Raw genomic sequence first — 25,735 nt, 5'->3', positions numbered from 1 at the left:
CCGGAGCTGCCTCAGTCGAGCTTTTTATTCTCCTTATTCTCCTGGCTGCCCTGGCCATGAGAATGCTGCGTTTTGTGCTGTTCCAATTCCTGCTCCATCTGCTGCTCATGGGCACGGGAGTGCTCCTGAGCCTGTTCGGACTGCCGCTCCTGCGCCCGTTCCGCACCCCGCTCCGCCTCGGGCAACGACTGGCGATTGCTGCTTGCCGGTGGCGTGGCGGCGTGGTCATGCTCGGCCGGGCCATGACCTCCTTTGGGTGCGGCGCAGAGCCCAAGGCTCAGACTCAAAAGCACAATGGTGCTGCAGGCGGTTTTCCAACGAATGTGCATGGGATGGCCTCGATGATGACTTCCGGAGCGCAGGATGCCCTCCGATGCGGAGTTGGACTGCACGAGCCAACACAGGTTCACCGCACGCCAGCGCTCCTCAAGTTGAAAAACCGCTGGCGGCACCCCAGATCGACCGCACCGCCACCCGAGATGTCGCGCCATGTTGCAGATCAACTGTCCCCACTGTTTCGTGACCAACCGCCTGCCGGCGCAGCGGTTGGGTGATCGGCCCAACTGCGGTCGCTGCAAGCAGCCGCTCTTCACCGGCACACCGCTCGAACTGACCGAAGCCAACCTGACCGCGACATTGACGCGCAACGACATTCCGCTGGTCGTCGACTGCTGGGCCGCCTGGTGCGGTCCCTGCCGCAGCTTCGCCCCGACGTTCAGTCAGGCGGCAGCCCGCTATGAGCCCCACGCCCGCTTCGCCAAGCTCGACACCGAGGCCCTTCCTGCGGTGGCCCAGCAGTGGGCGATCCGCAGCATCCCGACCCTGATCCTGTTCCGCAACGGTCAGGAGGTTCAGCGCCAGGCCGGCGCCCTGTCACCACCGCAACTGGCCCAGTGGCTGAAGCAGGCGGGGGTGGTTTAGAGCAATGCGCCTTGCCCGGTTCAGCCTCGATCCCCCATGAAGGCCGCCAGCCGCCGGTAGAACTCGACCAGCATCGCGGCGGTGGCGCCCCAGATGAAGTAGTCGCCATAGGTGACCGAATAGAAGGAGCGCACCGTGCCGTCGGTCTCGCGCTGGTGGATCCGGTAGGCGGCGGAGTCGAGAAAGAAGTGCAGCGGCGCCTCGATGATGGCGGCCACCTCATGGGGGTTCGGCCGCAGTTCGACCGGCGTGTCGATCAGCCCCACCACCGGGGTGATGGAGTAGCCGCTCTGGGTGTAGTAGTCGCCCATCCGGCCCAGCACCTGCACCCGATTCATCGGGATGCCGATCTCCTCTTCGGTCTCGCGCAGCGCGGTGTGCTCGCGGCTGGCGTCGCTCTCATCGACCCGGCCGCCGGGAAAGCTGACCTGACCGGCATGGCTGCGCAGGTGGGCGCTGCGCCAGGTGAGGATGATCTCCAGTTCATCGGCTTTTTGCACGATCGGCATCAGAATGGCCGATTCGCGCTTGTTTTCGCGGGAGATCAGCCCGGCGGTGACATCGTCGGGGTTCAGGGTGGCCGCGACCGGCGCGCCACTCTGGCTGGCGAAGTGGTCGAGCAACTGCCCGCGACTCGGCCGCAGGCGTGGCAGGTCGATCTCAATTCCCTGGGCTTTCATGCCGGTTCAACTCCTGGCAGAGGTTGTCGATCTTGGCGAGGGACTCCTGATACTCCGCCTCACAACTGGAGTCGGCCACTATGCCACCGCCGCCCCACACATGGACAGTCCCGCGCTGACAGAGCAGGGTGCGGATGGTGATGCTGCTGCGCAGCGAGCCGTCGTAGCCGATCGCGGCGATCGAGCCGCAGTAGATGGCGCGCCGGTGCGGCTCCAGTTCTTCGATGATCTGCATCGCCCGCTGCTTGGGGGCGCCGGTGATCGAACCGCCCGGAAAGCAGCCCCGCAACAGATCGAGTGCATCGCGGTCGGCGGTCAGCCGGCCCACCACCGTGCTGACCAGATGGTGGACATTGGCGAAGCTCTCCAGCGCGCAGAGTTTGGGAACCCGGATGCTGCCCGGCTGGCAGCTCTTGCCGAGGTCGTTGCGCAGCAGGTCGACGATCATCACATTCTCGGCCCGCTCCTTGTCGCTGTGCAGCAGGCTCTGGCGCATCGCCTCGTCCGCCTGCCGGTCATCCAGCCGTGGCCGGGTGCCCTTGATCGGCCGGGTGGTCACCTCCCCGGCGGTGACCTGCAGAAACTGCTCGGGCGACAGACTGAGAATGGCCCCCTCATCGAGCCCGATGAAGGCGGCATAGGGGGCGGGGCTGACGGCGCGCAGCCGCAGGTAGGCCTCGAAGGGGTCGCCGACATAGCGCGCGCTGAGCCGCTGCGCCAGATTGACCTGGTAGCAGTCGCCCGCCTCGATGTAGTCATGCACGCGCCGGAAGGCGGTGCGATAGCGCTCTTGCGGCAGGTCGCTCTGCCAGCCACCCTCCAGCCTGAATCGCGCCGGCGGCGGGGCCGTGTCGCCGGCGAGCCCGGCCACCCAGCCGCGCACCCGCTCGGCAATCGCCGGCGGGCAGGCCGGATGGATCAGCACTTCGGCCTGCTGGCGTCGATGATCGGCCACGTAGAGCCAGTCGTAGAGGCCGATGCGGGCCTGCGGCAGGTCGATGTCGGCCCGCGCCAGATCGGTCGAGAAGGCGCCATGCGCCCAGCTGCGGGCCAGGTCGTAGCCGAGGTAGCCAATCGCGGCGCCGGCTGCGTGGCCGTCTGGATCACTCCGTTTGGCCAACTGCTCGCGCAACAGACTGAGGAATTCTCCGGCCGCCGCTGCCGCTGCGCCATCATGCGGTTGCAGCCAGCAGCGCTCCTGCCGTTGCTGCAGCGTCACGGTCGGACAGGCCGAGATCAGATCATGCGCGCCATCGCCGCGCCGCTCGGCATTGCTGTCGAGCCAGACGGCAGCGGGCCAGTGGCGGAGGGAGGCAAACAGCCGGGCGCGGTCGATCCGGTAGTCGACTGCCAGGCGCTCGGGTGCACTCATTCCGGGATCGGCTGCGGGACAGAGCGTGGGTCACGCCAGGGCGACAGCCCTGCACGGATTGTGGTCGCTGAGACCCTCGATGCGTTGACAGCACTGGAGCGAATCATTAGAGTCCATGCCCCAGTTCAGCGGCCGGGCTGCGTGGTTCCCCTTGCCCCGGCGCGGCGGGACAGCCGGTAAAAAACCGGCCAGATCCACGGTTCAGCATGACCATCTCGTTCTCTCCAGACTTGGCGGCAGCCGCCAGGCCGGCTCCGGTGAGCCCGGCGTGATATGTGCCGATATTAAAGGAATGGAATGATGCCACAACCCCCGACCGCAGGCGCCCGTTTTCGCGCCGCACTTGTCAACCACCATCCGCTGCCGGTTGTCGGCACCATCAACGCCTACAGCGCCACGATGGCCCAGAAGATTGGCCATCAGGCGATCTATCTCTCTGGCGCCGGCGTCGCCAATGCCTCCTATGGCCTGCCCGATCTGGGCATCACCTCACTCAATGATGTGCTGACCGATGTCAGCCGTATCACCGCTGCCTGCGATCTGCCGCTGCTGGTCGACATTGACACCGGTTGGGGCAGCGCCTTCAACATCTCGCGCACGATCAAAGAGATGATCCGCGCCGGCGCGGCGGCGGTCCATATCGAGGACCAGGTTGCCGCCAAGCGCTGTGGCCACCGCCCCAACAAGGCCATCGTCAGCAAGGGCGAGATGGTCGATCGGATCAAGGCTGCGGTCGATGGCCGCACCGATCCAGACTTCGTGATCATGGCGCGCACCGACGCGCTGGCGGTCGAGGGGATGGAGGCCGCGGTCGAACGTGCGCTGCTCTGCGTCGAAGCGGGCGCCGATGCGATCTTCCCCGAGGCGATGCGCGAACTGGAGCAGTACCGCACCTTCGTCGAGGCGGTCAAGGTGCCGGTGCTGGCCAACATCACCGAGTTCGGCGCGACCCCGCTGTTCAGTTGCGAGCAGTTGGGCGCCGTCGGTGTGGCCATGGTGCTCTATCCGCTGAGCGCATTCCGCGCCATGAACCGGGCGGCCGAACGGGTGTACCGCACCATCCTGGCCGAGGGCAGCCAACAGAAGGTGGTCGAGACGATGCAGACCCGCGATGAGCTGTATGCCTATCTCGATTACCATGCCTATGAACAGAAACTGGACGAACTATTCAAGTCGGAGTCGGAATGATGGCAACAGCGAAACCACTCTCGGGTGCAGGACTGCGGGGACAGGTTGCGGGGCAGACGGCGCTCTGCACCGTGGGCAAGGAGGGCGCCGGCCTCACCTATCGGGGCTATCCGATCGAGCTTCTGGCCGAGAAGGCGCGTTTCGAGGAGGTGGCCTACCTGCTGCTCCGGGGCAAGCTGCCCAACCAGGCGGAGCTCGATGGCTATGTCGCCAAGCTGAAGGGGCTGCGCGCGCTGCCGCAGCCGCTGAAGACGGTGCTGGAGAACATCCCCCGCTCAGCCCATCCGATGGATGTGATGCGCACCGGCTGCTCGATGCTGGGCAACCTCGAAACCGAGCTCGACTTCGCCGAGGCACATGACCGCATCGATCGGATGCTGGCGCTGTTTCCGTCGATCATCTGCTACTGGTACCGCTTCAGTCACGATGGCATCCGCATCGACACCGTGACCGATGACGATTCGATCGCCGGCCACTTTCTCCATCTGCTGCATGGCAAAAAACCGAGTGCCACCCATCAGCGGGTGCTCGATGTTTCACTGATTCTCTATGCCGAGCATGAGTTCAACGCCTCGACCTTCACCGCCCGGGTCTGCGCCTCGACGCTTTCGGACATCCACTCCTGCGTGACCGGTGCCATCGGCTCACTGCGTGGACCGCTGCATGGCGGCGCCAACGAGGCGGCGATGGAGATGATCGAGCGGTTCAGTTCCGCCGACGAGGCCACCCGCGAGATTCAGCGGATGCTGGTGGCCAAGGAGAAGATCATGGGTTTTGGCCACGCCATCTACCGTGAATTCGATCCGCGCAACCCGATCATCAAGGCCTGGGCGAAGCGGCTGGCCGACGAAGTGGGCGACAGCCGGCTCTATCCGGTGTCGGAGGCGATCGAAAAGGTGATGTGGGACGAGAAGAAACTGTTCCCCAATGCCGACTTCTACCATGCCTCGGCCTACCACTTCATGGGCATTCCGACCAAGCTGTTCACGCCGCTGTTCGTGATGAGCCGGGTCAGCGGCTGGTGCGCCCATGTGCTGGAGCAGCGCAGCAACAACCGCATCATCCGCCCCAGCGCCGAATACACCGGCCCCGACAGCGCGGAGTGGGTCGACATCGCCCAGCGCGGTTGAGCCAAGCGTGCACCACCAGAGCGGCCGTCATGGCCGCTCTTGCGTTGGACTGAAACAAAACCGCTCAGTGCAGCCGCCGTTCGATGTTGGCGGCAGCCAGAATGCGGGTTGAAATCTCCTCGATCGAGTAGTGGGTCGAGTCGATGAAAGGAATGCCATGGCGGCGGTACATCGCCTCGGCCTCCTGGATCTCATGCTGACACTGATGGAGCGAGGCATACTTGCTGTTGGGCAGCCGCTCGTTGCGAATCGCGCAGAGCCGCTCCGGGGCAATGGTCAGGCCATGGAGCTTCTGCCTGTACTCCAGCAGCGCCTTGGGCAGCTTCAACTCGCCGAGATCCTCTTCGGTGATCGGGTAGTTGGCGGCTTTGATGCCAAATTGCAGTGCCAGGTAAAGGCAGGTCGGCGTCTTTCCGCAGCGCGAGACCCCCACCAGGATGATGTCGGCGGTGTCGTAGTTGCGGGTGCGCCCACCATCGTCGTTGTCTTGGGCGAAGTTGACCGCATCGATGCGAATCTTGTAGTTCAGATCCTGGCTGATGGAGTGGTACTTGCCTACGGTATGTGACGAGGGCGTCTGCAACTCCTCTTCCAGTGGCCTGAGAAAGGTCGACAGCAGGTCGATGAAGAACGCATTCGCACAGCGGATCGATTGCAGCAGTGTCTCATCGATGATGGTGGCGATGACGATCGGCCGCAGGCCATCCTCCCGATGCACCGCGTCGATGCGTAACCTGACCTCTTCGGCCATCGCTGCGGTCAGATAGGGAATGGTCTTGTAGGAGAACGAGAGGGTTTCAAAGTGGGAGAGCAGGCTCTTGCCCATGGTCTCGGCAGTGATGCCGGTGCCGTCGGAGATGAAGAAAACTGTCCGTTTCATGCTTTACTGCCTATGATTTCACAGAGGATACAACCGCGTCAGGCAAGCATTCATCAACTGGCCCTCATTATGCAAGTGCGTGGTTGATTCAACCTGACGCAGCAGCGAATCACCTTATCGCCATGGCTGCGCCTTGGCTAAAATGGGCGGCCCAGCCGCCAGCAGGCGCACCAATTTCAGCAACGGATGTCGAACGCAGGTCCGCGTCGGTCCCAATTCATCAACAGGAGAGCGTAGCCTTGGATAAGTATCTGGTCTGGTTCAAAGAGGTCGGCATGCATGACGTCGGCCAGGTGGGCGGCAAGAATGCCTCGCTGGGCGAGATGATCCGCAACCTCTCCGAGGCGGGAGTCAAGGTCCCGCAGGGCTTTGCCACCACCGCCCGGGCCTACTACGACTTCATTCATGAGAACGACCTGTTCGACCGCATCCAGTCTGCGCTCAAGGCGCTCAATGTCGATGATGTCAACGCGCTGGCCGCGACCGGTGCACGGATCCGGCAGTGGGTTCTTGATGCACCACTGCCGAAGCGGCTGGAAGATGAAGTACGGCAGGCATTCCGGACCCTGACCGATGACAAGGACTCCTTCGCCGTGGCAGTACGCTCCTCGGCCACCGCCGAAGATCTGCCAACCGCCTCCTTTGCCGGCCAGCAGGAGACCTATCTCAACATCCGCGGCATCGACCAGACCCTGTTGTCGATCAAGCGGGTCTACGCATCGCTCTTCAACGACCGCGCCATCGCCTACCGTGAACACCAGGGCTTTGCGCACGATCAGGTCGGCATCTCCGCCGGGATCCAGAAGATGGTGCGCAGCGACCTCGGCTGCAGTGGCGTGCTCTTCACCCTCGACACCGAGTCGGGGTTCCGTGACGTGGTCTTCGTCACCGCCTCCTACGGCCTGGGTGAGCCGATCGTGCAGGGGGCGGTCAATCCCGATGAGTTCTACCTGCACAAACCGACGCTGCAGGCGGGCCGCCCGGCGGTGCTGCGGCGCAATCTTGGCGCCAAGGCGATCAAGATGGTCTACCGCTCGACCGCCGACCACCACGAGACGGTGGCGACGGTCGATGTGCCGGCCGCGGAGCGCCAGCGCTTCTGCATCAGTGACACCGATCTGGCCACGCTGGCCAGAACCGGCATGCTGATCGAGCAGCACTATGGCCGCCCGATGGACGTCGAATGGGCGAAAGATGGCGAGGACGGCGAGATCTACATCGTCCAGGCGCGGCCCGAAACGGTCAAGAGCAACAGCGGCAACGCGGTGGTGGAGCGCTACCTGCTCAAGGAGCAGGGCCGGGTGCTGCTCGAAGGGCGCAGCGTCGGCCACAAGATCAGCAGCGGCACGGTGCGGGTGATCACCTCCCTGCAGCAGATGGATCAGGTGCAGGAGGGCGATGTGCTGGTCACCGACATGACCGATCCCGACTGGGAGCCGGTGATGAAACGGGCGCGGGCCATCGTCACCAACCGCGGTGGCCGCACCTGTCACGCCGCCATCATTGCCCGCGAGCTGGGCATTCCGGCGGTCGTCGGCTGCAGCCATGCCACCGAACTGCTGAAAAATGGCCAGCAGGTGACCGTCTCCTGCGCCGAAGGCGATACCGGCCGCATCTACGAAGGGGCGCTCGATTTTTCGGTCCGTGCCAACAGTGTGTCGAGCATGCCCAACCTGCCGGTGCAGATCATGATGAACGTCGGCAACCCCGACCGCGCCTTCGATTTCTGTGGCCTGCCCAACGAAGGGGTGGGGCTGGCGCGGCTCGAGTTCATCATCAACCGGATGATCGGCGTCCACCCCAAGGCGCTGCTCAACTACGCGAGCCTGTCGGCCGATCTCAAACAGAGCATCGACCGGCGCATGGCCGGCTATGCTTCACCGGTCGATTTCTATGTCGACAAGCTGGTCGAGGGCATCGCCACGCTGGCGGCGGCCTTTGCGCCCAAGAAGGTGATCGTGCGGCTCTCCGACTTCAAGTCGAACGAATACGCCCACCTGATCGGTGGCACCCAGTATGAGCCGACCGAAGAGAACCCGATGCTCGGTTTCCGTGGGGCTTCGCGCTACATCTCCGACCAGTTCCGCGACTGTTTCGAGCTCGAATGCCGGGCGCTGAAGCGGGTGCGCGAGGAGATGGGCTTCACCAACGTCGAGGTGATGGTGCCCTTCGTGCGCACCGTCGGCGAAGCACGGCAGGTGGTCGAACTGCTGGCAAGCAATGGGCTGAAACGGGGCGAGCATGGCCTGCGCATCATCATGATGTGTGAACTGCCGACCAACGCGCTGCTGGCCGCGCAGTTCCTCGAGCACTTCGATGGCTTCTCGATCGGCTCCAACGACCTCACCCAGTTGACGCTGGGGCTGGACCGCGACTCCGCGATCGTGGCCCACCTGTTCGATGAGCGCAACGACGCCGTCAAGGCGCTGTTGCAAATGGCGATCACCACCTGCAAATCGATGGGCAAGTACATCGGCATCTGCGGACAGGGGCCATCGGACCACCTCGACTTCGCCAAGTGGTTGATGGATCAGGGCATCGACAGCATGTCGCTCAATCCCGACACCGTGATGGATGCCTGGATCACGCTGGCCGACCACCTCAACAACCATGGCTGAACCGAACCGACCGGCCGCCCCGGTTGCCGTCCAGCATCAACTGGATGCGACCGGGCTTTACTGCCCCGAGCCGGTGATGATGCTGCATGACCAGGTGCGGGTGATGCAGCAGGGCGAGGTGGTCGAGGTGATCGCCACCGACCCCTCGACGACGCGTGACATCCCCAAATTCTGTACCTTTCTTGGCCACGAACTGGTCGAGCAGCGACAACAGGATGAGCTGTTCACCTACTACATCCGCAAGGGTTGACGATGTCCGGCGGCCGGCCACCTGCCGTTGCGGCGCCCAGTCCGGCCGAAGAGCTCGAATTTGACCTCGGCACGCTGCGCATCGCCGCCAAGAGCTGGGGCGAGCATGATGCAACACCGCTGCTGGCGCTGCATGGCTGGCTCGACAACGCCGCCAGCTTCGACCGACTGGCACCGTTGCTGCCACATTTGCGGCTGGTGGCGCTCGACATGCCGGGCCATGGGCTGTCGAGCCATCGGCCGGCCGGCTGCCGGTCGCACATCTGGGACGATCTGCCGGAGCTGTTGCAGTGCGCCGACCAGCTTGGCTGGCAACGCTTTCATCTGCTGGGCCATTCCCGCGGTGCCGGCATCGCCACCCTGCTGGCGGCAGCGGTGCCGGAGCGGGTCATCAGCCTGACACTGATCGAGAACTTCCTGCCGGGCACCACCGAGGATGCCGCCGCCCCGGCGCAGCTGACCGCCGCGCTGCATGACGAGGCGCTGCTGCCCGGCAAGAAGAAGCCGATCTACCGCAGCGTGGCCGAGGCGGTCGAGGCCCGCACCCGCATCATCGGCGAAATATCCCTCGAAGCGGCCGAACTGCTGACGGCCCGCGGCCTGATGCAGGTCGAGGGGGGTTACAGTTGGCGTGCCGACCCTCGACTGCGGCTGGCCTCGATGGTGAAGCTGACGCCAGCCCAGGCGCGCGCCTTCGCCGCAGCCGTGGCCGCACCGACGCTGCTGATTCTGGCACAGGGGGGGCGCTTCGACCGCATGGCCGAGTTCGACCAGCAGCTCGATGCCTTCCGTCGGCTCGAACTGCATCGATTGGCCGGCAACCACCATCTGCACCTCGAACGGCAGGCGCCCGAGGTTGCCGCGCTGCTGGCCGACTTCATCCAGCGCCACCCGGGTGATGGCTGAGGGGGCCGCTTTCGGCCGGCTGCCATGACCCTCGGCGCGACGCTGTTGGCCCACGAACCGGCGGTTCGTCTCACCCTCTTCATCGCACTGCTGTTGCTGATGGCGCTGTGGGAGAGCGTTGCCCCACGGCGTCCACAGCGCATCGCCCGACTGCTGCGCTGGAGCAACAACCTGGCGCTGGCTGTGCTCAACACGCTGTTGCTGCGGCTCGGTTTTCCGCTGCTGGCAGTGCCGTTCGCCAGCCTTGCGCAGCAGCGCGGCTGGGGCCTGTTCAACCTGATCGATCTGCCGCCATGGCTGGCCGGCATCGTGGCCCTGCTGCTGCTCGATCTGGCCATCTACCTGCAACACCGGCTGTTCCATGCCGTACCGCTGCTGTGGCGGCTGCACCGGCTGCACCATGCCGACCTCGAGTTCGATGTCACCACCGGGTTGCGCTTTCATCCCGGTGAAATCCTGCTGTCCATGGCGATCAAACTGGCGGTGGTCGCTCTGCTGGGTGCGCCGGCCATTGCCGTGCTGCTGTTCGAGCTGCTGCTGAACGGCACTGCCCTGTTCAACCATGGCAATGTCCGCCTGCCCGAGCGGTTGGATCGGTGGCTGCGCCGGCTGCTGGTGACGCCGGACATGCATCGGGTCCACCACTCCATCGATCCGGACGAGACCGACAGCAACTTCGGTTTCAATCTGAGCTGCTGGGATCGGCTGTTTGGCACTTGGCGCGCCCAGCCTGGACTGGGTCATGAGCGGATGGTGATCGGCCTCGAGCGGTTTCGCGCCCCGCGCGAGTTGTGGCTCGACCGGATGCTGCTCCAACCGCTGCGCTGAATCGGGCCGCTGCACCGAACCTCCCGGCCGGTGTATGCTTCCAGACTCGATTCACCTGCGAGCGAGCACACACCATGACCACCTTCACGCCCATTTCCGCACTGATCGGCGGTTTGATGATCGGTGGCAGTGCGGCACTGCTGCTGCTTGGCAGCGGCCGCATCGCCGGCATCAGCGGCATCGCCTTCGGACTGCTGCCGGCCAGCAACGGCGAGCGTGGCTGGCGGCTGATGTTTCTGGGCGGCCTGCTGCTCGGCACCCTGTTGGCCTGGCAGCTTCCCACGCTCACCTTCGCACCGCGTCAGGGCTTTCCACTCTGGGCGCTGCTGGTCGCCGGATTCCTGGTCGGCACCGGCACCCGCCTCGGCAATGGCTGCACCAGCGGGCATGGCATCTGCGGCCTTGGCCGCCGTTCGCCGCGCTCGCTGGCCGCCACCCTGACCTTCGTGCTGGTGGCGATGGTCACCTTCTTCCTGTTGCGCCATGTGCTGGGAGTGCTGTCATGAAAGCGCGGGTGGCTGCCCTGATCAGTGGCATTCTGTTCGGCCTGGGGTTGACCGTCTCCCAGATGGTCAACCCGAAAAAGGTGTTGGGTTTTCTCGATGTCGCCGGCCAGTGGGATCCGAGCCTGCTGCTGGTGATGGGCGGTGGGGTGCTGGTCACCGTGCTGAGCTTTCCGTGGATTCAGCGCCGGGGTCGACCGCTGTGGGCTGAACGGTTCAGCCTGCCGACCCGCAGCGACATCGACCGCAACCTGCTGCTGGGCGCTGCCCTGTTCGGCATCGGTTGGGCGATTGCCGGCTACTGTCCCGGTCCGGCGATTGCCGCCCTGCTGATCAACCCGGCCGAGGCGGTTCCCTTCGTGCTGGCAATGCTGCTTGGCGCCTGGCTGCAACCGCGCTGGCTCGGCCGCTGAAGCACGGCTGGAGCGGCCGGCTCAGGGCGGCGGTCGTCCGGCAAAGACGCGGGCGAACTCCTGCCGCGGACTCTGTGCCTTGACCGGCACGATCTCCGGCGGCCGTGCGGCCAGTGCTGCGAGCGCTGTGTCGACGTTGGCAAAGTCGAGCAGCAGTTCGACGGTGGCATAGGTGGGAATCGGCAGAAAGATCTCGCCCCGCTGATGGGTGTCGAGTGCCGTCTGTGGCCGCAGCCAGCGGTGGTCGTCGATCTCGACCCCGTCGACCTGCACTTGGGCACCGTGGTGGGCCGGTGCCGCGAAGAACCAGGTGGCAAAGCGCTTCGGCTGGTCGAGCGGCGTGGTCCAGTGGCTCAGGGTGATCAGCTGATGCAGCAACAGTTCGAGGCCGGCCTCCTCGCGCGCCTCGCGCACGGCGGCGACACGGGCAGCACCATGGTGATCATCTGGCGCATCGGTGGGCCAATCTTCCGGATCGACATGACCGCCAGGAAAGACCCAGGCACCGCCGGCGAAGCTGAGCCGGGCATGGCGGCGCAGCAACAGAATCTCCAGCCCGTCGACGCCATCGCGCAGTGGCACCACGGTGGCGGCATGCTTGGCGGGGACCATCGCGGGGCCTCCTGTCGGGCTCAATGGCGCCTGCCGGTCGGCAACGGCATGATCTTGCCATGCTCGGGCGGCACGATGGTGGGTGCTGCGTTCCGGTAGCGGGTCAGCAGTTCGGCGCAGTCGGCAAAGCCGATCAGCGCCTCGATGGTGTGGTAGGTGGGCATGATGATGAAGATCTCATCGCGCAGGTAGGCATCGAGCGCCGCCTGTGGCCGGTACCAGCGATGTTCATGGATCTCGGAGCCATCGATCACCACCTGCTGCGGCTGTGACAGCGGCGCCAGAAAGAACCAGGTGGCGAAGCGCTTGGGACTCGAGCCCGGCGTGGTCCAGTGCGACAGGCAGACCAGTTGGTCGAGCGCGAGCGTGAGTCCACTCTCCTCGTGGGCTTCGCGCACTGCCGCATGGCGGGCGGCGATCAACTCGTCGCGGCCGGGCGCCTGGGCGTAGTCCTCTTCATCGAGGCGTCCGCCGGGAAAGACCCAGGCACCACCGACGAAGTCGAGCCGGGCATTGCGCCGCAGCAGCAGAATCTCCACCCCGTCATCGCCATCGCGCAGCGGCACCACGGTGGCGGCTGGAATTGGCGTTGCCACCTTGCCGTTCGGTTGTTTCATCTTTGCAGGCCGTTCACCAGAAGCCGGCCAGGTCGGCGGCTCGAAATTCCAGGTTGAATCGCCGCATCATACCCGATTCACCCGAGCGCACGCGGCTCACCCGCGGCCTTTGCGTTTCGGGAGGGTTCTGCCGGCGCCACGCCCGGCGGGGCTTCGGCTTGGCCCGCTGGCCGGACGGCGCGGCGCGCGCGCCCCTTCGGGGGTCTGGCCGGTGCCGGCCGGTTGCCAGCTTGGCACCAGATGGTGCCGGCCATTGCCGATCAGGTCGCCGCGGCCCATGCGGCGCAGCGCTTCGCGCAGCAGTGGCCAGTTTTCGGCATCGTGATAGCGCAAAAAAGCCTTGTGCAGCCGGCGGGTGCGCTCGCCCTTGGGGATTCTGAGCCGCTCGTCACGCTTCAAGCTCTTGAGTGGGTTGCGGCCGCTGCGGTACATGGCGGTGGCCAGCGCCATCGGCGTCGGCAGAAAGGTCTGTACCTGGTCGAGGCGGAAGTTGTGCTGTTTCAGCCAGAGTGCCAGGTTGAGCATGTCTTCATCGGTGGTGCCGGGGTGGGCGGCGATGAAGTAGGGAATCAGATACTGCTCCTTGCCCGCCTCGCGCGAGAAGCGCTCGAACATCTCGCGGAACGCCTCGTAACTGCCGATGCCCGGCTTCATCATCACCGACAGTGGGCCCGGCTCGGTGTGCTCCGGCGCGATCTTCAGATAGCCGCCAACATGGTGGGTCACCAGTTCGCGCACATACTCCGGGCTGCGCACCGCCAGGTCATAACGCAGCCCCGAGGCGACCAGCACCTTCTTGATGCCGGGCAGCGTGCGCGCCTTGCGGTAGAGCTGGATCAGCGGGGTATGGTCGGTATTGAGATTGGGGCAGATTCCCGGATGGACGCAGGAGAGCCGGCGACAGCTCGACTCGATCTGCGGATCCTTGCACTGCAACCGGTACATGTTGGCGGTGGGGCCGCCGAGGTCGGAGATCACGCCGGTGAAGCCGGGCGTCTTGTCGCGGATCTCCTCGATCTCGTGCAGGATCGACGCCTCCGAGCGGCTCTGGATGATCCGCCCCTCATGCTCGGTGATCGAGCAGAAGGTGCAGCCGCCGAAGCAGCCGCGCATGATGTTGACCGAGAAGCGGATCATCTCCCAGGCCGGGATGCGGGCATCGCCATAGGCCGGATGAGGCGCGCGCGCGTAGGGCAGGTCGAACACCCCGTCCATCTCGGCGGTGGTGAGCGGAATCGGCGGTGGATTGAGCCACAGGTCGCGGTCCCCGTGGCGCTGCACCAGCGCCCGCGCATTGCCGGGGTTCGACTCCAGATGCAGCGTGCGCGAAGCGTGGGCGTAGAGCACGGCATCTTCCTTCACCACCTCGAAGTCCGGCAGCCGCACCACGGTGCGGTCGCGGTCGAGCCGCCGCTTGCCCGGCTCGAAGCGGATCACCTGTGCCGTGGCCGGCTCGCCACTGGCGCAGGCCGGTTCGCCGCCGACGGGCGTCATCGCATAGGGATCAACCGGCGGCTCGATGCGCCCCGGTGCATCCAGCAGGCTGGAGTCGATCTCGCTCCAGCCCGGTGGCAGGGCGCCATGCCGGCGCAGAAAGGCGGTGCCGCGCAGGTCGGTGATCTGCTCGATCGGCTCGCCCCGCGCCAGCCGATGGGTCAGCTCCACCAGCGCCCGTTCGGCATTGCCGAAGAGCAGAATATCGGCCTTGCTGTCGACCAGCACCGAGCGGCGCACCTTGTCCGACCAGTAATCGTACTGGGCGATGCGGCGCAGGCTGGCCTCGATGCCGCCGAGCACCACCGGCACTCCGGCACAGGCTTCGCGGCAGCGCTGCGCATAGACGATCACCGCCCGGTCGGGCCGACGGTCCGGCGCTCCGCCCGGCGTGTAGGCATCATCGGAACGGCGGCGACGGTCGGAGGTGTAGCGGTTGACCATCGAATCCATGTTGCCGGCGGTGATGCCGAAGTAGAGGTTGGGCCGGCCCAGCGCGCGGAACGGCTCGGCATCGTGCCAGTCGGGCTGGGCGATGATGCCGACGCGAAAGCCCTGCGCTTCGAGCAGCCGGCCCACCAGCGCCATGCCGAAGCTGGGGTGGTCGATGTAGGCATCGCCGGTGACCAGAATGACATCGCAACTGTCCCAGCCGAGTTGCTCCATCTCGTCACGGGACATCGGCAAAAAGGGTGTGACACCGAAGCGTGCGGCCCAATGTTTACGGTAAGAGAAGAGACTTTTGGCGTTTTGCATCGGCCCATTCTAGGCTGAAGTTCCAGCGCCGTCTCGGCTGTTCACCCCGGTTCAGTCCAGCAGGCGTGCTCTGCTGCCGTCAGCGCAGAGCATCCGGGCCGGGAAGCAGCCCCGGTGCATGAGCCTGCTGTGGTTGCAGCGCAACCCACTGCCGACCGACTGGGTGATGCAGGGGAAGTGGTAACGGCGTTTGATGCCTGCCCGCAGACCAAACGGAGAGTAGAGACAGACTTGGAGCCAAAGACGCTGAAAACAGGGCATTTCGGCGGATGGCCACCCGCAGCACAGATGGCCGGAACCCTGCGTAGTGCAGGGATTTTGGCCAAGAAAAAGGGCCCGGAGATTGTCCGAGCCCTTCAATTTGGTGGTGGGGTGGAACCCCGCACCAAACGACTATCCAAGGGCACACCCATTTACACCCATTGCATGGGTTTCGCAGACCGTCTTGCGGCGAATGGCATCTTCTATCGCCGCACAAGATGCGGCGAATACCTTGCACATGCGGAGATTGAAGGCCATGATCATCCGCATGAATAGCGGTGGTTACGCATACATCTGGCAGGCCGGCGACTGGCCGAACTGGCACTTCGACCTGGGAGCTCTGGCTGGGCCCATGGCCGAGGTCAGTCGTGCCCAGGGGCTCCTGATGGGCCGTCTGGCCGACGTGGGCGTGGCGCTGCGCGATCAGGCGAGCCTCGCGGCGCTGACGGAGGATGTGGTCAAGACCAGCGAGATCGAGGGCGAGCAGCTCAATGTCGAATCCGTGCGTTCATCCATCGCCCGCAGGCTGGGCGTGGACATCGGCGCGCTGGCCCCGGTGGATCGTCACGTCGAAGGCGTGGTCGAGATGGTGCTGGATGCCACCGCCAACTGCCATGCGCCGCTGTCACGGGAGCGGCTGTTCGGCTGGCACGCAGCGCTGTTTCCTGCCGGCTACTCAGGCCTTTCCAGGATCAAGGTCGGCGGCTGGCGCGACGATGCCAGCGGTCCGATGCAGGTGGTGTCCGGTCCCATCGGCCGCCAGCGCGTGCATTTCGAGGCGCCGCCCGCCGGTCGTCTGGAGACCGAAACCAGCCGATTCATGAGCTGGCTCAATAGCGCATCAAGCGAACCGCCGTTGCTCAAGGCCGGTCTTGGCCACCTCTGGTTCGTCACCTTGCACCCGTTCGACGACGGCAACGGACGTATCGCGAGGGCCATCTCCGACCTGCTGCTGGCGCGCGCCGACGGCAGCCCGCAACGCTTCTACAGTCTGTCGGCGCAGATCCAGCGGGAGCGCAAGGCGTACTACGACATCCTGGAGCGGACCCAGAAGCGGTCGATGGACGTCACCGAGTGGCTCGCCTGGTTCCTCGACACCCTCCATCGCGCCGTCGATCAGGCGCACCACACACTCGATGCCGTATTGGCCAAGGCGCGCTTCTGGCAGCGCTGGGCGGCAACGCCCTTGAACGAGCGGCAGGTAAAGCTGCTCAACCGACTGCTCGACGGCTTCGAAGGCAAGCTCACCAGCAGCAAGTGGGCGGCCATCGCCAAGTGTTCACCGGACACGGCCCTGCGCGACATCAATGACCTGCTTGCGCGGGGTGTGCTGCGGAAATCGGATGCGGGTGGGCGCAGTACCAGTTACGAGCTGAACGATCTGCCAGAGTAGCTGCGTTTCCTGGAATTGCGTTGGCTCGTGGGCGGAGCAGCGCATTCATGGACTCCTGCCAACTCATTCGGAAGGAGACCAAGATGGACGTCGTTCACCTCAATCAAAAGCAACTGGCCGCGCGCTGGCATCTCAGCGAGGCCTGCCTTGAGCGCTGGCGCAGCGAGGGGATCGGACCCAAGTTCCTGAAGCTCTGCGGTCGGGTGCTCTACAGGCAGGTCGACATCGAGTCATGCGAGGAATCTTGCCTGCAGGTATCAACCAGCGCATCGCCGCGTTGAATGGTGACCAGTTTGGCGCTTTGCGTCAGAGGTGGTCAGTGAACCGCTTGATCCGTCATGACTCAACTAATTGATTTATATAAGTTTAAAGTGCGACCCTTGCGGACTTCGGGCCGGTTTCAGGAAGCGAGGTCGGAGCGAGGAATGGTCAGGAGGAGTGGAATGTGGCCCGGAACGGCCAATTCGGGCGGCTGGCGCAGTCTGCAGGAACCCCCCAACAACACGCGGGAACCGGCGCGATCAGGCAAGAAAAAACCCCAACCGAGAACGGTTGGGGTTTCATTATTGGTGGAGGCGGCGGGAATCGAACCCGCGTCCGTCAGTCCTCAACCCTCAGATCTACATGCTTAGTCTGGTCTATTGATCTGACCGAAGACGACCCGACCGACAGGGTTGTCTTCGATGGTCCTGGAGTTTTTTGACAGCCTTGCCCCAGGCGAGCGCCGCTGCGATCTTGTGATTGTGTGACCTCCGAATTCCAGATCTGCACAAGCACAGTCTGGTCGAAGGCTGGCCGGCTTAAGCGGCCAGGGCGTAGGTTTCGTCGTTGGCAACTATAGTAGTTGCAGCGATTGATTTACGAGAGTCACTACCCTCTCGGCATGCACCTTGGGCCTTGCAACCGGCGTCGAAGCCAAGTCGCCCCCCTAGCGTGTGCTGACAGAATGGGGCTGTTGCCGGTTTTTTTCAAGTGCCCTCGGGTTTCGTGGTTCGAATTCCTCTCTTTGGTGCACAGACCCACCCTTGCCTGAGACCGCGCGGCTGATCAGCGGGTGGTGTGACGCAGCACCCGCTCTTTCTCCCGCGCCCAGTCACGCTCCTTTTCGCTGGCGCGCTTGTCGTACAGCTTCTTGCCCTTGGCCAGGGCCACTTCGCACTTGACGTGGTTGCCCTTCCAGTAGAGCGCGGTGGGGATGCAGGTGTAGCCCTTCTGGGTGACGGCACCGATCAACTGGTTCAGCTCGCGACGGTTGAGCAGCAGCTTGCGGGTGCGGGTGGGGTCGGGCGTGATGTGGGTCGAAGCGGTACCGAGCGGCGTGATCAGTGCGCCGAGCAGAAAGGCCTCGCCCTCCTTCAGCAGCACATAGGCATCGACCAGTTGCGCCTTGCCGGCACGCAGACTCTTGACCTCCCAGCCTTCCAGCGCAATGCCGGCCTCGAAGCGCTCTTCGAGCGCGTAGTCGTGCCGGGCGCGGCGGTTGAGGGCAATGGTGCCGCCCTGCGGGGCGGTCTTGGCGGGTTTGCTCATCGTGCCATTATAGGGCGACGGCGACGAAGATGCTTGAGCTGCCGGGAACGGCGCCGCAAAATGGTCGCCCCTTCAAGCAGTTTACCTCTGGCCAGAGTTGATCGATGACCCGCATCCGCCGCACTGTCCTGCTGCCCTATCCGGTCGAGAAACTCTATGCGCTGATCAACGACATCGAACGCTATCCCGAGTTCATGGAGGGCTGCGTCGGTGCGCAACTGCTCTGCGTCGAGCCAGACACACTGGTGGCCCGGCTCGATCTGGCCAAGGGACCGCTGCGGCAGAGCTTCACCACGCGCAATCACCTGCACCCCCCCCACTCGATCCGGATGGAGCTGGAGGCGGGGCCATTCAGCCAGTTCGCCGGCCAGTGGCAACTCGATGCCCTGGGGACGCAGGGCTGCAAGGTGAGTCTCGATCTGGAGTTCGAACTGGCCAGCAAGCTGATCAGTCTGGCCGCCGGCAAACTGTTCCAGAGTGTGGCCGATCAGATGGTCGATGCCATCTGCCTGCGGGCGCACACGCTGCTGGGCGCAGCCAGACCCTGAGGCACGAGGTGGCGATGGCAAAGGGCAGGATCAGGGTCGAGGTGGTCCATGCACTGGCGCAGCGACAGCGGCTGATCGAACTGGAGGTGGCCGAAGACTGCACGGCGCTGCAGGCGGTCGAGCAGTCGCTCATCACGCTGGAGTTTCCCGAGATCGATCTGGATCACTGCCGAATGGGGATCTTTTCGCAGCCGATCGAAGCACCGGCGCAGCACCGGCTGCGAGAGGCAGACCGGGTGGAGATCTACCGGCCATTGCGGATCGATGCCAAGAGCCGGCGGCGCCAGCGCGCCGCGATCAGGAAAAAACAGCGCGCTCGCGGACGCTCACTCTGACTTGGCCGGCGGCGGTGCGTTGTCGCGCTCGACCCGCGCCAGCTTGCCCTGGGTGAAGTAGAGGATCAGATGCTGGCGTTCGGTGCGCCCATCGGCGGCCTGCAGGTCGTACCAGTAGTCCCAGCGGTCGGGGTGGAAGGGATCGGTCAGCATCGGCGAGCCGAGCAGATAGCGCACCTGCTGGGTGGTCATGCCGCTCTTGAGCGCGGCCACCGCCTCGGGCTTGACCAGGTTGCCCTGCTGGATGTCGATGCGGTAGGCAAACGGAAAACGGAAGTCGTGCGTGCTCGAACAGCCCCACAAAATAAACGGAAACAGGGCCAAAATCAGCAGCTTAACCTTTTGCATCGAGGGTTCGATTCCATTATCTTGGTGAGCGGGGTGTCACCGCAGGCAGACACGGCCAGCGATCATACCCTAATTCCAAGCCCCCTACACGAGCACGGGTTGATCACACCATGTCCAACCAGGCGCTGAGAAACGCCGGCCTCAAGGTCACGCTGCCGCGTGTCAAGATTCTGCAGCTGCTCGAAGTATCGAATCGGCGGCACATGAGCGCCGAGGATGTCTACAAGGCGCTGCTGGCGACCGGCGAGGATGTCGGTCTGGCGACGGTCTACCGGGTGCTGACCCAGTTCGAGGCGGCGGGGCTGGTCATCCGCCACCACTTCGAGGGCGGAAACTCGGTCTTCGAACTCTCCGATGTCGACCACCACGACCACATCGTCTGCATCAAGTGCGACAGGGTCGAGGAGTTTTCCGATGCCGTGGTCGAAGCGCGGCAGGAGAAAATCTCCGCCGAGATGGGCTATGAGCTGACTGGTCACAGCTTCTATCTCTACGGCATCTGCCCCCAGTGCCGGGGCGCCAAGCCCTAACTTTCGGCAGCCCGGGATGACTGCGCGCCCCTGGCCACCAGCTCGCGGGCATGTTCGAGCGCCCGTGCGCTGATCTGTGTCCCGCCCAGCATTCGCGCCACCTCCTGGGTGCGCGCCTCTCGATCCAGCTCCACCAGCCGGGTGGCGGCACGGCCATCGATCACCTGCTTGACCACCTGCAGGTGGTGGTCGGCCTGGGCCGCCACCTGCGGCTGATGGGTCACGCAGAGCAGTTGCCCGTGTTCGGCCAGCTCATGCAGTGCCTGGCCGACCACTTCGGCCACGCCACCGCCAATGCCGACATCCACCTCATCGAACACCAGGGTGGGCGTGGCGACCGTGGTGGCGGCGGTCACCTGCACCGCCAGACCGATGCGGGAAAGCTCACCTCCCGAAGCCACCTTGCCGAGTGGTCGCGGCGGCATGCCCGGGTTGGTGACGATCAGGAATTCGACGCTCTGCTGACCCTCTGGACGCGGCAGGTCGCTGGCGCTGTCGGTCAGTTGCAGTTCGAAGCGGGCATCGGGCAGGCTGAGCCGCCGCAGCCGGGCGGTCACCGCCGCCGCGAAGCGGGGGGCGGCCTGGCGCCGCTTGTCGCCCAGGGCGGTGGCGGCGGTCTGATACCCCTGCGCGATCTGCTCCAGCTCGGCCTGCAACTGCGCGGTTTCACCCTCGACCGAGTGCAGCCGCTGCAACTGTGCATCGAGCGACGCCAGCAGCGATGCCAGTTCATCGACCGGAACCTGATGCTTGCGCGCCAGCCGATGCAGGGTGGTGAGCCGCTCGTCGACGGCACGCAGCCGGGCTTCGTCCACCTCGAGTTCGTCGAGGTAACGGTCGAGCAGCGTGGCGGCCTCCTCCAACTGGATCGCGGCGCCTTCCACCAGCTCGGTCAGGATCGGCAGCGTGCCGCCCTGCCGCAGCCAGTCGGCCAGCAACTGACGCAGACGGCGCAGCCCCTGCAGCAGGTTGCCGTCGTCATCGCCGCGCAGCGCGCCCAGCGCCTGATGGCCCAGCTGCAGGATCGATTCGGCATTGGCCAGCAGCCGCTGCTCGGCTTCGAGCTGGGCATATTCGCCGGGCAGCGGCTGGGCCGCTTCGAGTTCGGTGTGCTGGAACTCCAGCAATTCGCGCCGCGCCAGCGTGGCGGCATTTTCCTCCTCGCGCGCTCGAAGCTGCGTCTGCACCTGCCGCCAGCGCTGGCAGAATGCGGCCACCTGTTCCGCCTCCGCTTGGGCCATGGCGTAACCATCGAGCAGCGCGGTCTGCACTTCGCGGCGCAGCAGTCGTTGATGGGCATGCTGACCCTGGATGTCGATCAACTGATGCCCCAGATCGCGCAGCAGGGTGAGTGGCACCGGCTGTCCATTCAGGTAGGCGCGGGAGCGGCCATCGCGCAGCAGCGTGCGACGCAGCAGGCAGTGTGCCTCGCCGTTGTCGAGCTCCTGTTCGGCCAGCCAGGCGCGCACTTCGGGCTGGTGGGTCAGGTCGAATTCGACGTGGATCTCGGCACGCTCGGCCCCTTCGCGGATCGAGGCGCTGTCGGCACGGTCACCGAGCGCCAGCGCCAGCGCATCGAGCAGAATCGACTTGCCGGCACCGGTCTCGCCGGTGATCACGGTCATGCCTGGCTGAAAGTCGATTTCGAGCCGTTCGGCCACGGCATAATTTGAAATCAGCAAATGTGTCAGCATATAGTTGATGAATATCTGTGCTGTTGCCCCGCCGGGGTGATTGTAAGAGGGATCAAGGACCCAAGACCATGGTGCGCACCCGTCACACCGTCGCAAGTCACGGTAATGCAGACCCTGCACTCGACACCCGCGAGCGTCTGTTGCTGCGCGTTCTGATCGAGCGCTTCATTCGTGATGGCGAGCCAGTCGGCTCGAAAAGTCTGGTCAGCGAAAGCGGCCTCTGCGTCAGTTCGGCCACCGTGCGCAACACGCTGGCCAGGCTGGAGGAGCGGGGCTATCTCAGTTCGCCGCACCACTCGGCCGGCCGGGTGCCGACCGCGCGCGGCTATCGGTTCTTTGTCGACCATCTGCTGCATCCGACGCTGCCGACCGCCGAGATCAGCCAGCTCTGGCGTCAGGTCGACCGCTCGCTGTCGGCCCCGGAGATGGTCGAATCGACCTCGCGGCTGCTGGCCGACCTGACCGGCATGGCCGGTGTTGTCACGCTGCCCCGGCTCAACCATGTCAATCTGCGGCGCATCGAGTTCCTGCCCCTCAGCGACCGCCGTGTACTGGTGATTCTGGTGCTGCATGAGCGCGAGGTGCAGCAGCGGGTGATCCGGGTCGAGCGCGACTACAGCGCCATGACGTTGCAGCAGGCCGCCAACTACCTCAACCTCCACTTCGCCGGCGGCTCGCTGCAGCACATTCGCGATCAGTTGCTGCTGACGATGGCGCAGGACCGCGCGGCAATGGACCAGCTGATGGAGACGGTGCTGGAGGTGGCCAGCAAAACCTTCGCCGAGCCTGAAGAGGCATCGGCCGACTGTCTGGTGCTGGGCGAAGCCAACCTGCTCAGCAGCGAGCATCTGGTCACGCTGGATCGGGCCCGCGAGCTGTTTGAAACCCTGCGGCACAAGCAGGAGATCCTCCATCTGCTCGACCGCTCGCTGCACACCGAGGGCGTCCGCCTCCTCATCGGTGCCGAGTCGGGGCTGCACTCACTGCAGGGGTGCAGCGTGGTCACCGCGCCCTACTGCCACCAGGGCCGGCAGGTGGGCGTGCTGGGCCTCATCGGTCCGCTGCGCATGGCGTACCAGCAGGTGATCCCGATGGTCAGTGCTGCGGCCCAATTGCTCTCCACCTCCTTGAATCGCTGAAGAATAGCCCCACATCGGCCCTGCCTCGCCCGTGAGGGTGATGGCGCGCTTTCGTATTCTTGAAAATTTCAGGGAGCCCTTGGCATGTCCGACCATGATCCGACACCCGTTGACGACGCCGCCCACGGCGAAGCGATGGCAGAATCACATCCGGCCAGCACGGCAGAACAGCTCGTCGAATTGCAGCAGAAGCTGGCCGAGGCCGAAGCCAAGGTCAGCGCGGCCGAAGAGCGCGCGCTGCGCCTGCAGGCCGAGCAGCAGAACCTGCTGCGCCGCAGCCAGCAGGAGATCGAGAAGGCCCACAAGTTCGCGCTGGAGAAGTTCGCGCTCGAACTGCTGCCGGTGGTCGACAACCTCGAGCGCGGCCTGCGTGCCATCGACCCGCAGCGGGAAGATCTGCAACTCTTCGCCGAGGGCATGACACTGACCCTCAAGTCACTGCTCGATGCCCTGGCCCGCTTCAACATCGAACCGATCGACCCGGCCGGCCAGTCGTTCGACCCGCAACTGCATCAGGCGGTGGCGATGGTCGAGCTGCCCGGCGCCGCCCCTGGCAGCGTCATCGATGTGGTCCAGAAGGGCTACAGTCTGAATGGCCGGCTGCTGCGGGCCGCCATGGTGGCGGTCGCCAAGGGGGTCAGCGGCTCGGTCGATCAGCGCGTCTGAACCGATCCGGCCTTGAAAATGGCGCAATGACGCCAATATCCAGCACAACATCCAGAGCGGGCTGAAGCAAGGCCCGGATCCAGCAAAGCGGAGAGAGACGAATGGGAAAAATCATTGGCATCGACCTGGGCACCACCAACTCCTGCGTGGCAGTGATGGAGGGCGGTTCTCCCAAGGTGATCGAGAACTCCGAAGGTGACCGCACCACCCCCTCGATCATCGCCTACACCAGCGACAACGAGATTCTGGTCGGCCAGTCGGCCAAGCGGCAGGCGGTCACCAACCCCGAGAACACCCTCTACGCGGTCAAGCGGCTGATCGGCCGCAAGTTCACCGACGATGTCGTGCAGAAGGACATCAAGATGGTGCCCTACAAGATCGCCAAGGCCGACAACGGCGATGCCTGGGTCGAGGTGAAGGGGCAGAAGATGGCGCCGCCGCAGATCTCGGCACAGGTGCTGAAAAAGATGAAGAAAGCCGCCGAGGATTACCTTGGCGAAGAGGTCACCGAGGCAGTGATCACCGTGCCGGCCTACTTCAACGACTCGCAGCGGCAGGCGACCAAGGATGCCGGGCGCATCGCCGGGCTCGACGTCAAGCGGATCATCAACGAGCCGACCGCCGCGGCCCTGGCCTACGGCATGGACAAGAAGCGGGGCGACTCGGTGGTGGCGGTCTATGACCTCGGCGGCGGCACCTTCGACATCTCGATCATCGAGATCGCCGAGGTCGACGGCGAACATCAGTTCGAGGTGCTCTCGACCAATGGCGACACCTTCCTGGGTGGCGAGGACTTCGACCTGCGTGTCATCGAATATCTGGCCGAGGAGTTCAAGAAGCAGAGCGGCATCGACCTGCACAACGATCCGCTGGCGCTGCAACGGCTCAAGGAGGCGGCCGAAAAGGCCAAGATCGAGCTGTCGAGCAGCCAGCAGACCGACATCAACCTGCCCTACATCACCGCCGATGCCAGTGGTCCCAAGCACCTGGTGCTGAAGCTGACCCGCGCCAAGCTGGAGTCGCTGGTCGACGAACTGGTCGAGCGCACCATCGAGCCGGTGCGCATCGCACTGAAGGATGCCGGCCGCAAGCCGAGCGAAATCGACGAGGTGATCCTGGTCGGCGGCCAGACCCGCATGCCGATGGTGCAGACCAAGGTGAAGGAGTTCTTCGGTCGCGAGCCGCGCAAGGATGTCAACCCTGACGAGGCGGTGGCGCTGGGCGCAGCCATTCAGGCCGGCGTGCTGTCGGGTGACGTGAAGGATGTGCTGCTGCTCGACGTCACCCCGCTGTCGCTCGGCATCGAGACCATGGGCGGCGTCGCCACCGTGCTGATCGAAAAGAACAGCACCATCCCGACCCGCAAGTCGCAGATCTTCAGCACCGCCGACGACAACCAGACCGCAGTCACCATCCATGTCGTGCAGGGCGAGCGCAAGCGTGCCGCCGACAACAAGTCGCTGGGCCGGTTCGATCTGGCCAACATTCCGCCGGCACCGCGCGGCATGCCACAGATCGAGGTGAGCTTCGACATCGATGCCAACGGCATCCTCAACGTGTCGGCCAAGGACAAGGCGACCGGCAAGGAGCAGTCGATCGTCATCAAGGCATCGAGTGGCCTGTCGGATGACGAGATTGCCAGCATGGTGCGCGACGCCGAATCCCACGCCGAGGAGGATCGCCGCTTCAGCGAGCTGGTCGCCGCGCGCAACAGTGGCGATGGCCTGATCCACGCCACCCGCAAGACGCTGCAGGAGGCCGCCGACAAGGTCGGCAGCGACGAGAAGCAGAAGATCGAGGCCGCCATCACCGCACTCGAAACCGCCATCAAGGGCGATGACGTCAAGGCCATCGAGAGCGCCAGCGAGGCGCTCAGCGGACTCTCCGCCGAACTGGCGCAGAAGCTCTACGCCGAGCAGGCTGCGGCGGGCGGCGGCGAAGCGCAGTCGGCCGGCGCCGGCCGCAGCAGCGGCCGCGACGATGACGCCGTCGATGCCGAGTTCGAAGAGGTCAAGGATGACAAGTAAGGCCCTCTGATTCACCGCACCGGCGGTGCACGCTCTGGACGCAAAGCCCGCTTTGCGTCCTTTTTGTTTGACTGACTGCGAAACAGAGCAACCCCTA

Annotated in this window: 28 protein-coding genes and 1 other RNA gene; 18 read left to right on the top strand and 11 right to left on the bottom strand. The window is 64.8% G+C overall.

Features of this window, described 5'->3' with window-relative positions; translation table 11 throughout:
- Positions 1–11: 11 nt before the first annotated feature.
- Positions 12–392 (bottom strand): hypothetical protein, encoded by a 381-nt coding sequence (locus H7A13_06545; GenBank protein ID MCP5333002.1) that lies wholly within the window; start codon positions 390–392, stop codon positions 12–14.
- A gap of 97 nt (positions 393–489) precedes the next feature.
- Between H7A13_06545 and trxC the strand changes: the two genes are divergently transcribed.
- A complete protein-coding gene (gene trxC / locus H7A13_06540) occupies positions 490–921 on the top strand; it encodes a thioredoxin TrxC (protein ID MCP5333001.1) in 432 nt (143 codons plus the stop codon).
- Between the two features lie 20 nt (positions 922–941).
- Here the strand turns inward: trxC and H7A13_06535 are convergent, their stop codons facing one another.
- Positions 942–1,601: a CoA pyrophosphatase gene (locus H7A13_06535; protein MCP5333000.1), complete on the bottom strand. Its 660-nt coding sequence runs from the start codon at positions 1,599–1,601 to the stop codon at positions 942–944.
- Complete coding sequence (gene pabB / locus H7A13_06530; GenBank protein MCP5332999.1) at positions 1,582–2,973, bottom strand: aminodeoxychorismate synthase component I; 1,392 nt, start codon at positions 2,971–2,973, stop codon at positions 1,582–1,584. The genes H7A13_06535 and pabB overlap by 20 nt, the downstream gene beginning before the upstream one ends.
- A 300-nt stretch (positions 2,974–3,273) precedes the next feature.
- Here pabB and prpB point away from each other — a divergent pair, with 300 nt between their 5' ends.
- Positions 3,274–4,161: a methylisocitrate lyase gene (prpB, locus tag H7A13_06525; GenBank protein ID MCP5332998.1), complete on the top strand. Its 888-nt coding sequence runs from the start codon at positions 3,274–3,276 to the stop codon at positions 4,159–4,161.
- Positions 4,161–5,291: a 2-methylcitrate synthase gene (gene prpC / locus H7A13_06520; GenBank protein MCP5332997.1), complete on the top strand. Its 1,131-nt coding sequence runs from the start codon at positions 4,161–4,163 to the stop codon at positions 5,289–5,291. The genes prpB and prpC overlap by 1 nt, the downstream gene beginning before the upstream one ends.
- A 64-nt stretch (positions 5,292–5,355) precedes the next feature.
- On the opposite strand, the gene H7A13_06515 is transcribed toward prpC, so the two are convergent.
- Positions 5,356–6,171, bottom strand: coding sequence for a kinase/pyrophosphorylase (locus tag H7A13_06515; protein MCP5332996.1), 816 nt, complete (start codon positions 6,169–6,171; stop codon positions 5,356–5,358).
- Positions 6,172–6,410: 239 nt separating this feature from the next.
- Between H7A13_06515 and ppsA the strand changes: the two genes are divergently transcribed.
- The 6 genes from ppsA to H7A13_06485 all read left to right on the top strand — a co-directional run bounded on the left by ppsA (position 6,411) and on the right by H7A13_06485 (position 11,688).
- A complete protein-coding gene (gene ppsA, locus H7A13_06510) occupies positions 6,411–8,789 on the top strand; it encodes a phosphoenolpyruvate synthase (GenBank protein ID MCP5332995.1) in 2,379 nt (792 codons plus the stop codon).
- Complete coding sequence (gene tusA, locus H7A13_06505; GenBank protein ID MCP5332994.1) at positions 8,782–9,039, top strand: sulfurtransferase TusA; 258 nt, start codon at positions 8,782–8,784, stop codon at positions 9,037–9,039. The genes ppsA and tusA overlap by 8 nt, the downstream gene beginning before the upstream one ends.
- A gap of 2 nt (positions 9,040–9,041) precedes the next feature.
- A complete protein-coding gene (locus tag H7A13_06500) occupies positions 9,042–9,944 on the top strand; it encodes an alpha/beta fold hydrolase (protein MCP5332993.1) in 903 nt (300 codons plus the stop codon).
- Between the two features lie 24 nt (positions 9,945–9,968).
- A complete protein-coding gene (locus H7A13_06495; protein ID MCP5332992.1) occupies positions 9,969–10,772 on the top strand; it encodes a sterol desaturase family protein in 804 nt (267 codons plus the stop codon).
- Between the two features lie 74 nt (positions 10,773–10,846).
- On the top strand, positions 10,847–11,278 hold the full coding sequence (locus H7A13_06490; GenBank protein MCP5332991.1) for a YeeE/YedE family protein: 432 nt from the start codon (positions 10,847–10,849) through the stop codon (positions 11,276–11,278).
- A complete protein-coding gene (locus H7A13_06485; protein MCP5332990.1) occupies positions 11,275–11,688 on the top strand; it encodes a YeeE/YedE family protein in 414 nt (137 codons plus the stop codon). Before H7A13_06490 ends, H7A13_06485 begins: the two co-directional genes overlap by 4 nt.
- Positions 11,689–11,709: 21 nt before the next feature.
- Here H7A13_06485 and H7A13_06480 read toward each other — a convergent pair whose 3' ends face one another.
- The 3 genes from H7A13_06480 to H7A13_06470 form a co-directional block, all read right to left on the bottom strand.
- A complete protein-coding gene (locus tag H7A13_06480; protein MCP5332989.1) occupies positions 11,710–12,300 on the bottom strand; it encodes an NUDIX domain-containing protein in 591 nt (196 codons plus the stop codon).
- Positions 12,301–12,320: 20 nt separating this feature from the next.
- Positions 12,321–12,917: an NUDIX hydrolase gene (locus tag H7A13_06475; protein ID MCP5332988.1), complete on the bottom strand. Its 597-nt coding sequence runs from the start codon at positions 12,915–12,917 to the stop codon at positions 12,321–12,323.
- A 96-nt stretch (positions 12,918–13,013) separates the two neighbouring features.
- Positions 13,014–15,167 carry a YgiQ family radical SAM protein gene (locus H7A13_06470; GenBank protein MCP5332987.1) on the bottom strand — a complete coding sequence of 718 codons (2,154 nt, stop codon included), beginning with the start codon at positions 15,165–15,167 and terminating at the stop codon, positions 13,014–13,016.
- Between the two features lie 114 nt (positions 15,168–15,281).
- Here H7A13_06470 and H7A13_06465 point away from each other — a divergent pair, with 114 nt between their 5' ends.
- The 3 genes from H7A13_06465 to H7A13_06455 all read left to right on the top strand — a co-directional run bounded on the left by H7A13_06465 (position 15,282) and on the right by H7A13_06455 (position 17,102).
- Positions 15,282–15,704, top strand: coding sequence for a hypothetical protein (locus H7A13_06465; protein ID MCP5332986.1), 423 nt, complete (start codon positions 15,282–15,284; stop codon positions 15,702–15,704).
- Positions 15,697–16,821 carry a Fic family protein gene (locus H7A13_06460; GenBank protein ID MCP5332985.1) on the top strand — a complete coding sequence of 375 codons (1,125 nt, stop codon included), beginning with the start codon at positions 15,697–15,699 and terminating at the stop codon, positions 16,819–16,821. The genes H7A13_06465 and H7A13_06460 overlap by 8 nt, the downstream gene beginning before the upstream one ends.
- A gap of 83 nt (positions 16,822–16,904) precedes the next feature.
- Entirely contained in the window at positions 16,905–17,102 is a 198-nt protein-coding gene (locus H7A13_06455; protein MCP5332984.1) for a DNA-binding protein, read from the top strand.
- 286 nt (positions 17,103–17,388) lie between these two features.
- Here H7A13_06455 and ssrA read toward each other — a convergent pair.
- Both ssrA and smpB read right to left on the bottom strand, forming a co-directional pair.
- Positions 17,389–17,749: a transfer-messenger RNA gene (gene ssrA, locus H7A13_06450) on the bottom strand.
- A gap of 119 nt (positions 17,750–17,868) precedes the next feature.
- Complete coding sequence (gene smpB / locus H7A13_06445; protein MCP5332983.1) at positions 17,869–18,351, bottom strand: SsrA-binding protein SmpB; 483 nt, start codon at positions 18,349–18,351, stop codon at positions 17,869–17,871.
- A gap of 104 nt (positions 18,352–18,455) precedes the next feature.
- Here smpB and H7A13_06440 point away from each other — a divergent pair, with 104 nt between their 5' ends.
- A complete protein-coding gene (locus tag H7A13_06440; protein MCP5332982.1) occupies positions 18,456–18,899 on the top strand; it encodes a type II toxin-antitoxin system RatA family toxin in 444 nt (147 codons plus the stop codon).
- A gap of 14 nt (positions 18,900–18,913) precedes the next feature.
- Positions 18,914–19,234, top strand: coding sequence for an RnfH family protein (locus tag H7A13_06435; protein ID MCP5332981.1), 321 nt, complete (start codon positions 18,914–18,916; stop codon positions 19,232–19,234).
- On the opposite strand, the gene H7A13_06430 is transcribed toward H7A13_06435, so the two are convergent.
- Positions 19,226–19,582, bottom strand: coding sequence for an outer membrane protein assembly factor BamE (locus H7A13_06430; protein MCP5332980.1), 357 nt, complete (start codon positions 19,580–19,582; stop codon positions 19,226–19,228). The genes H7A13_06435 and H7A13_06430 overlap by 9 nt on opposite strands.
- Before the next feature lie 110 nt (positions 19,583–19,692).
- Between H7A13_06430 and fur the strand changes: the two genes are divergently transcribed.
- Positions 19,693–20,112: a ferric iron uptake transcriptional regulator gene (gene fur, locus H7A13_06425; protein MCP5332979.1), complete on the top strand. Its 420-nt coding sequence runs from the start codon at positions 19,693–19,695 to the stop codon at positions 20,110–20,112.
- On the opposite strand, the gene recN is transcribed toward fur, so the two are convergent.
- Positions 20,109–21,806, bottom strand: coding sequence for a DNA repair protein RecN (gene recN, locus H7A13_06420; protein MCP5332978.1), 1,698 nt, complete (start codon positions 21,804–21,806; stop codon positions 20,109–20,111). The genes fur and recN overlap by 4 nt on opposite strands.
- A gap of 68 nt (positions 21,807–21,874) precedes the next feature.
- Between recN and hrcA the strand changes: the two genes are divergently transcribed.
- From hrcA to dnaK, 3 genes are all read left to right on the top strand, one after another.
- Positions 21,875–22,945 carry a heat-inducible transcription repressor HrcA gene (gene hrcA / locus H7A13_06415; protein ID MCP5332977.1) on the top strand — a complete coding sequence of 357 codons (1,071 nt, stop codon included), beginning with the start codon at positions 21,875–21,877 and terminating at the stop codon, positions 22,943–22,945.
- 84 nt (positions 22,946–23,029) lie between these two features.
- Positions 23,030–23,611 carry a nucleotide exchange factor GrpE gene (gene grpE / locus H7A13_06410; protein MCP5332976.1) on the top strand — a complete coding sequence of 194 codons (582 nt, stop codon included), beginning with the start codon at positions 23,030–23,032 and terminating at the stop codon, positions 23,609–23,611.
- A 101-nt stretch (positions 23,612–23,712) separates the two neighbouring features.
- Positions 23,713–25,638: a molecular chaperone DnaK gene (gene dnaK / locus H7A13_06405; protein MCP5332975.1), complete on the top strand. Its 1,926-nt coding sequence runs from the start codon at positions 23,713–23,715 to the stop codon at positions 25,636–25,638.
- Positions 25,639–25,735: the final 97 nt, after the last annotated feature.

The sequence above is a fragment of the Pseudomonadales bacterium genome (genome assembly GCA_024234215.1).
In the GTDB taxonomy this organism is placed as follows: Bacteria; Pseudomonadota; Gammaproteobacteria; order Pseudomonadales; family UBA5862; genus JACKOQ01.
This window is presented reverse-complemented; position numbering and strand designations above follow the sequence as displayed.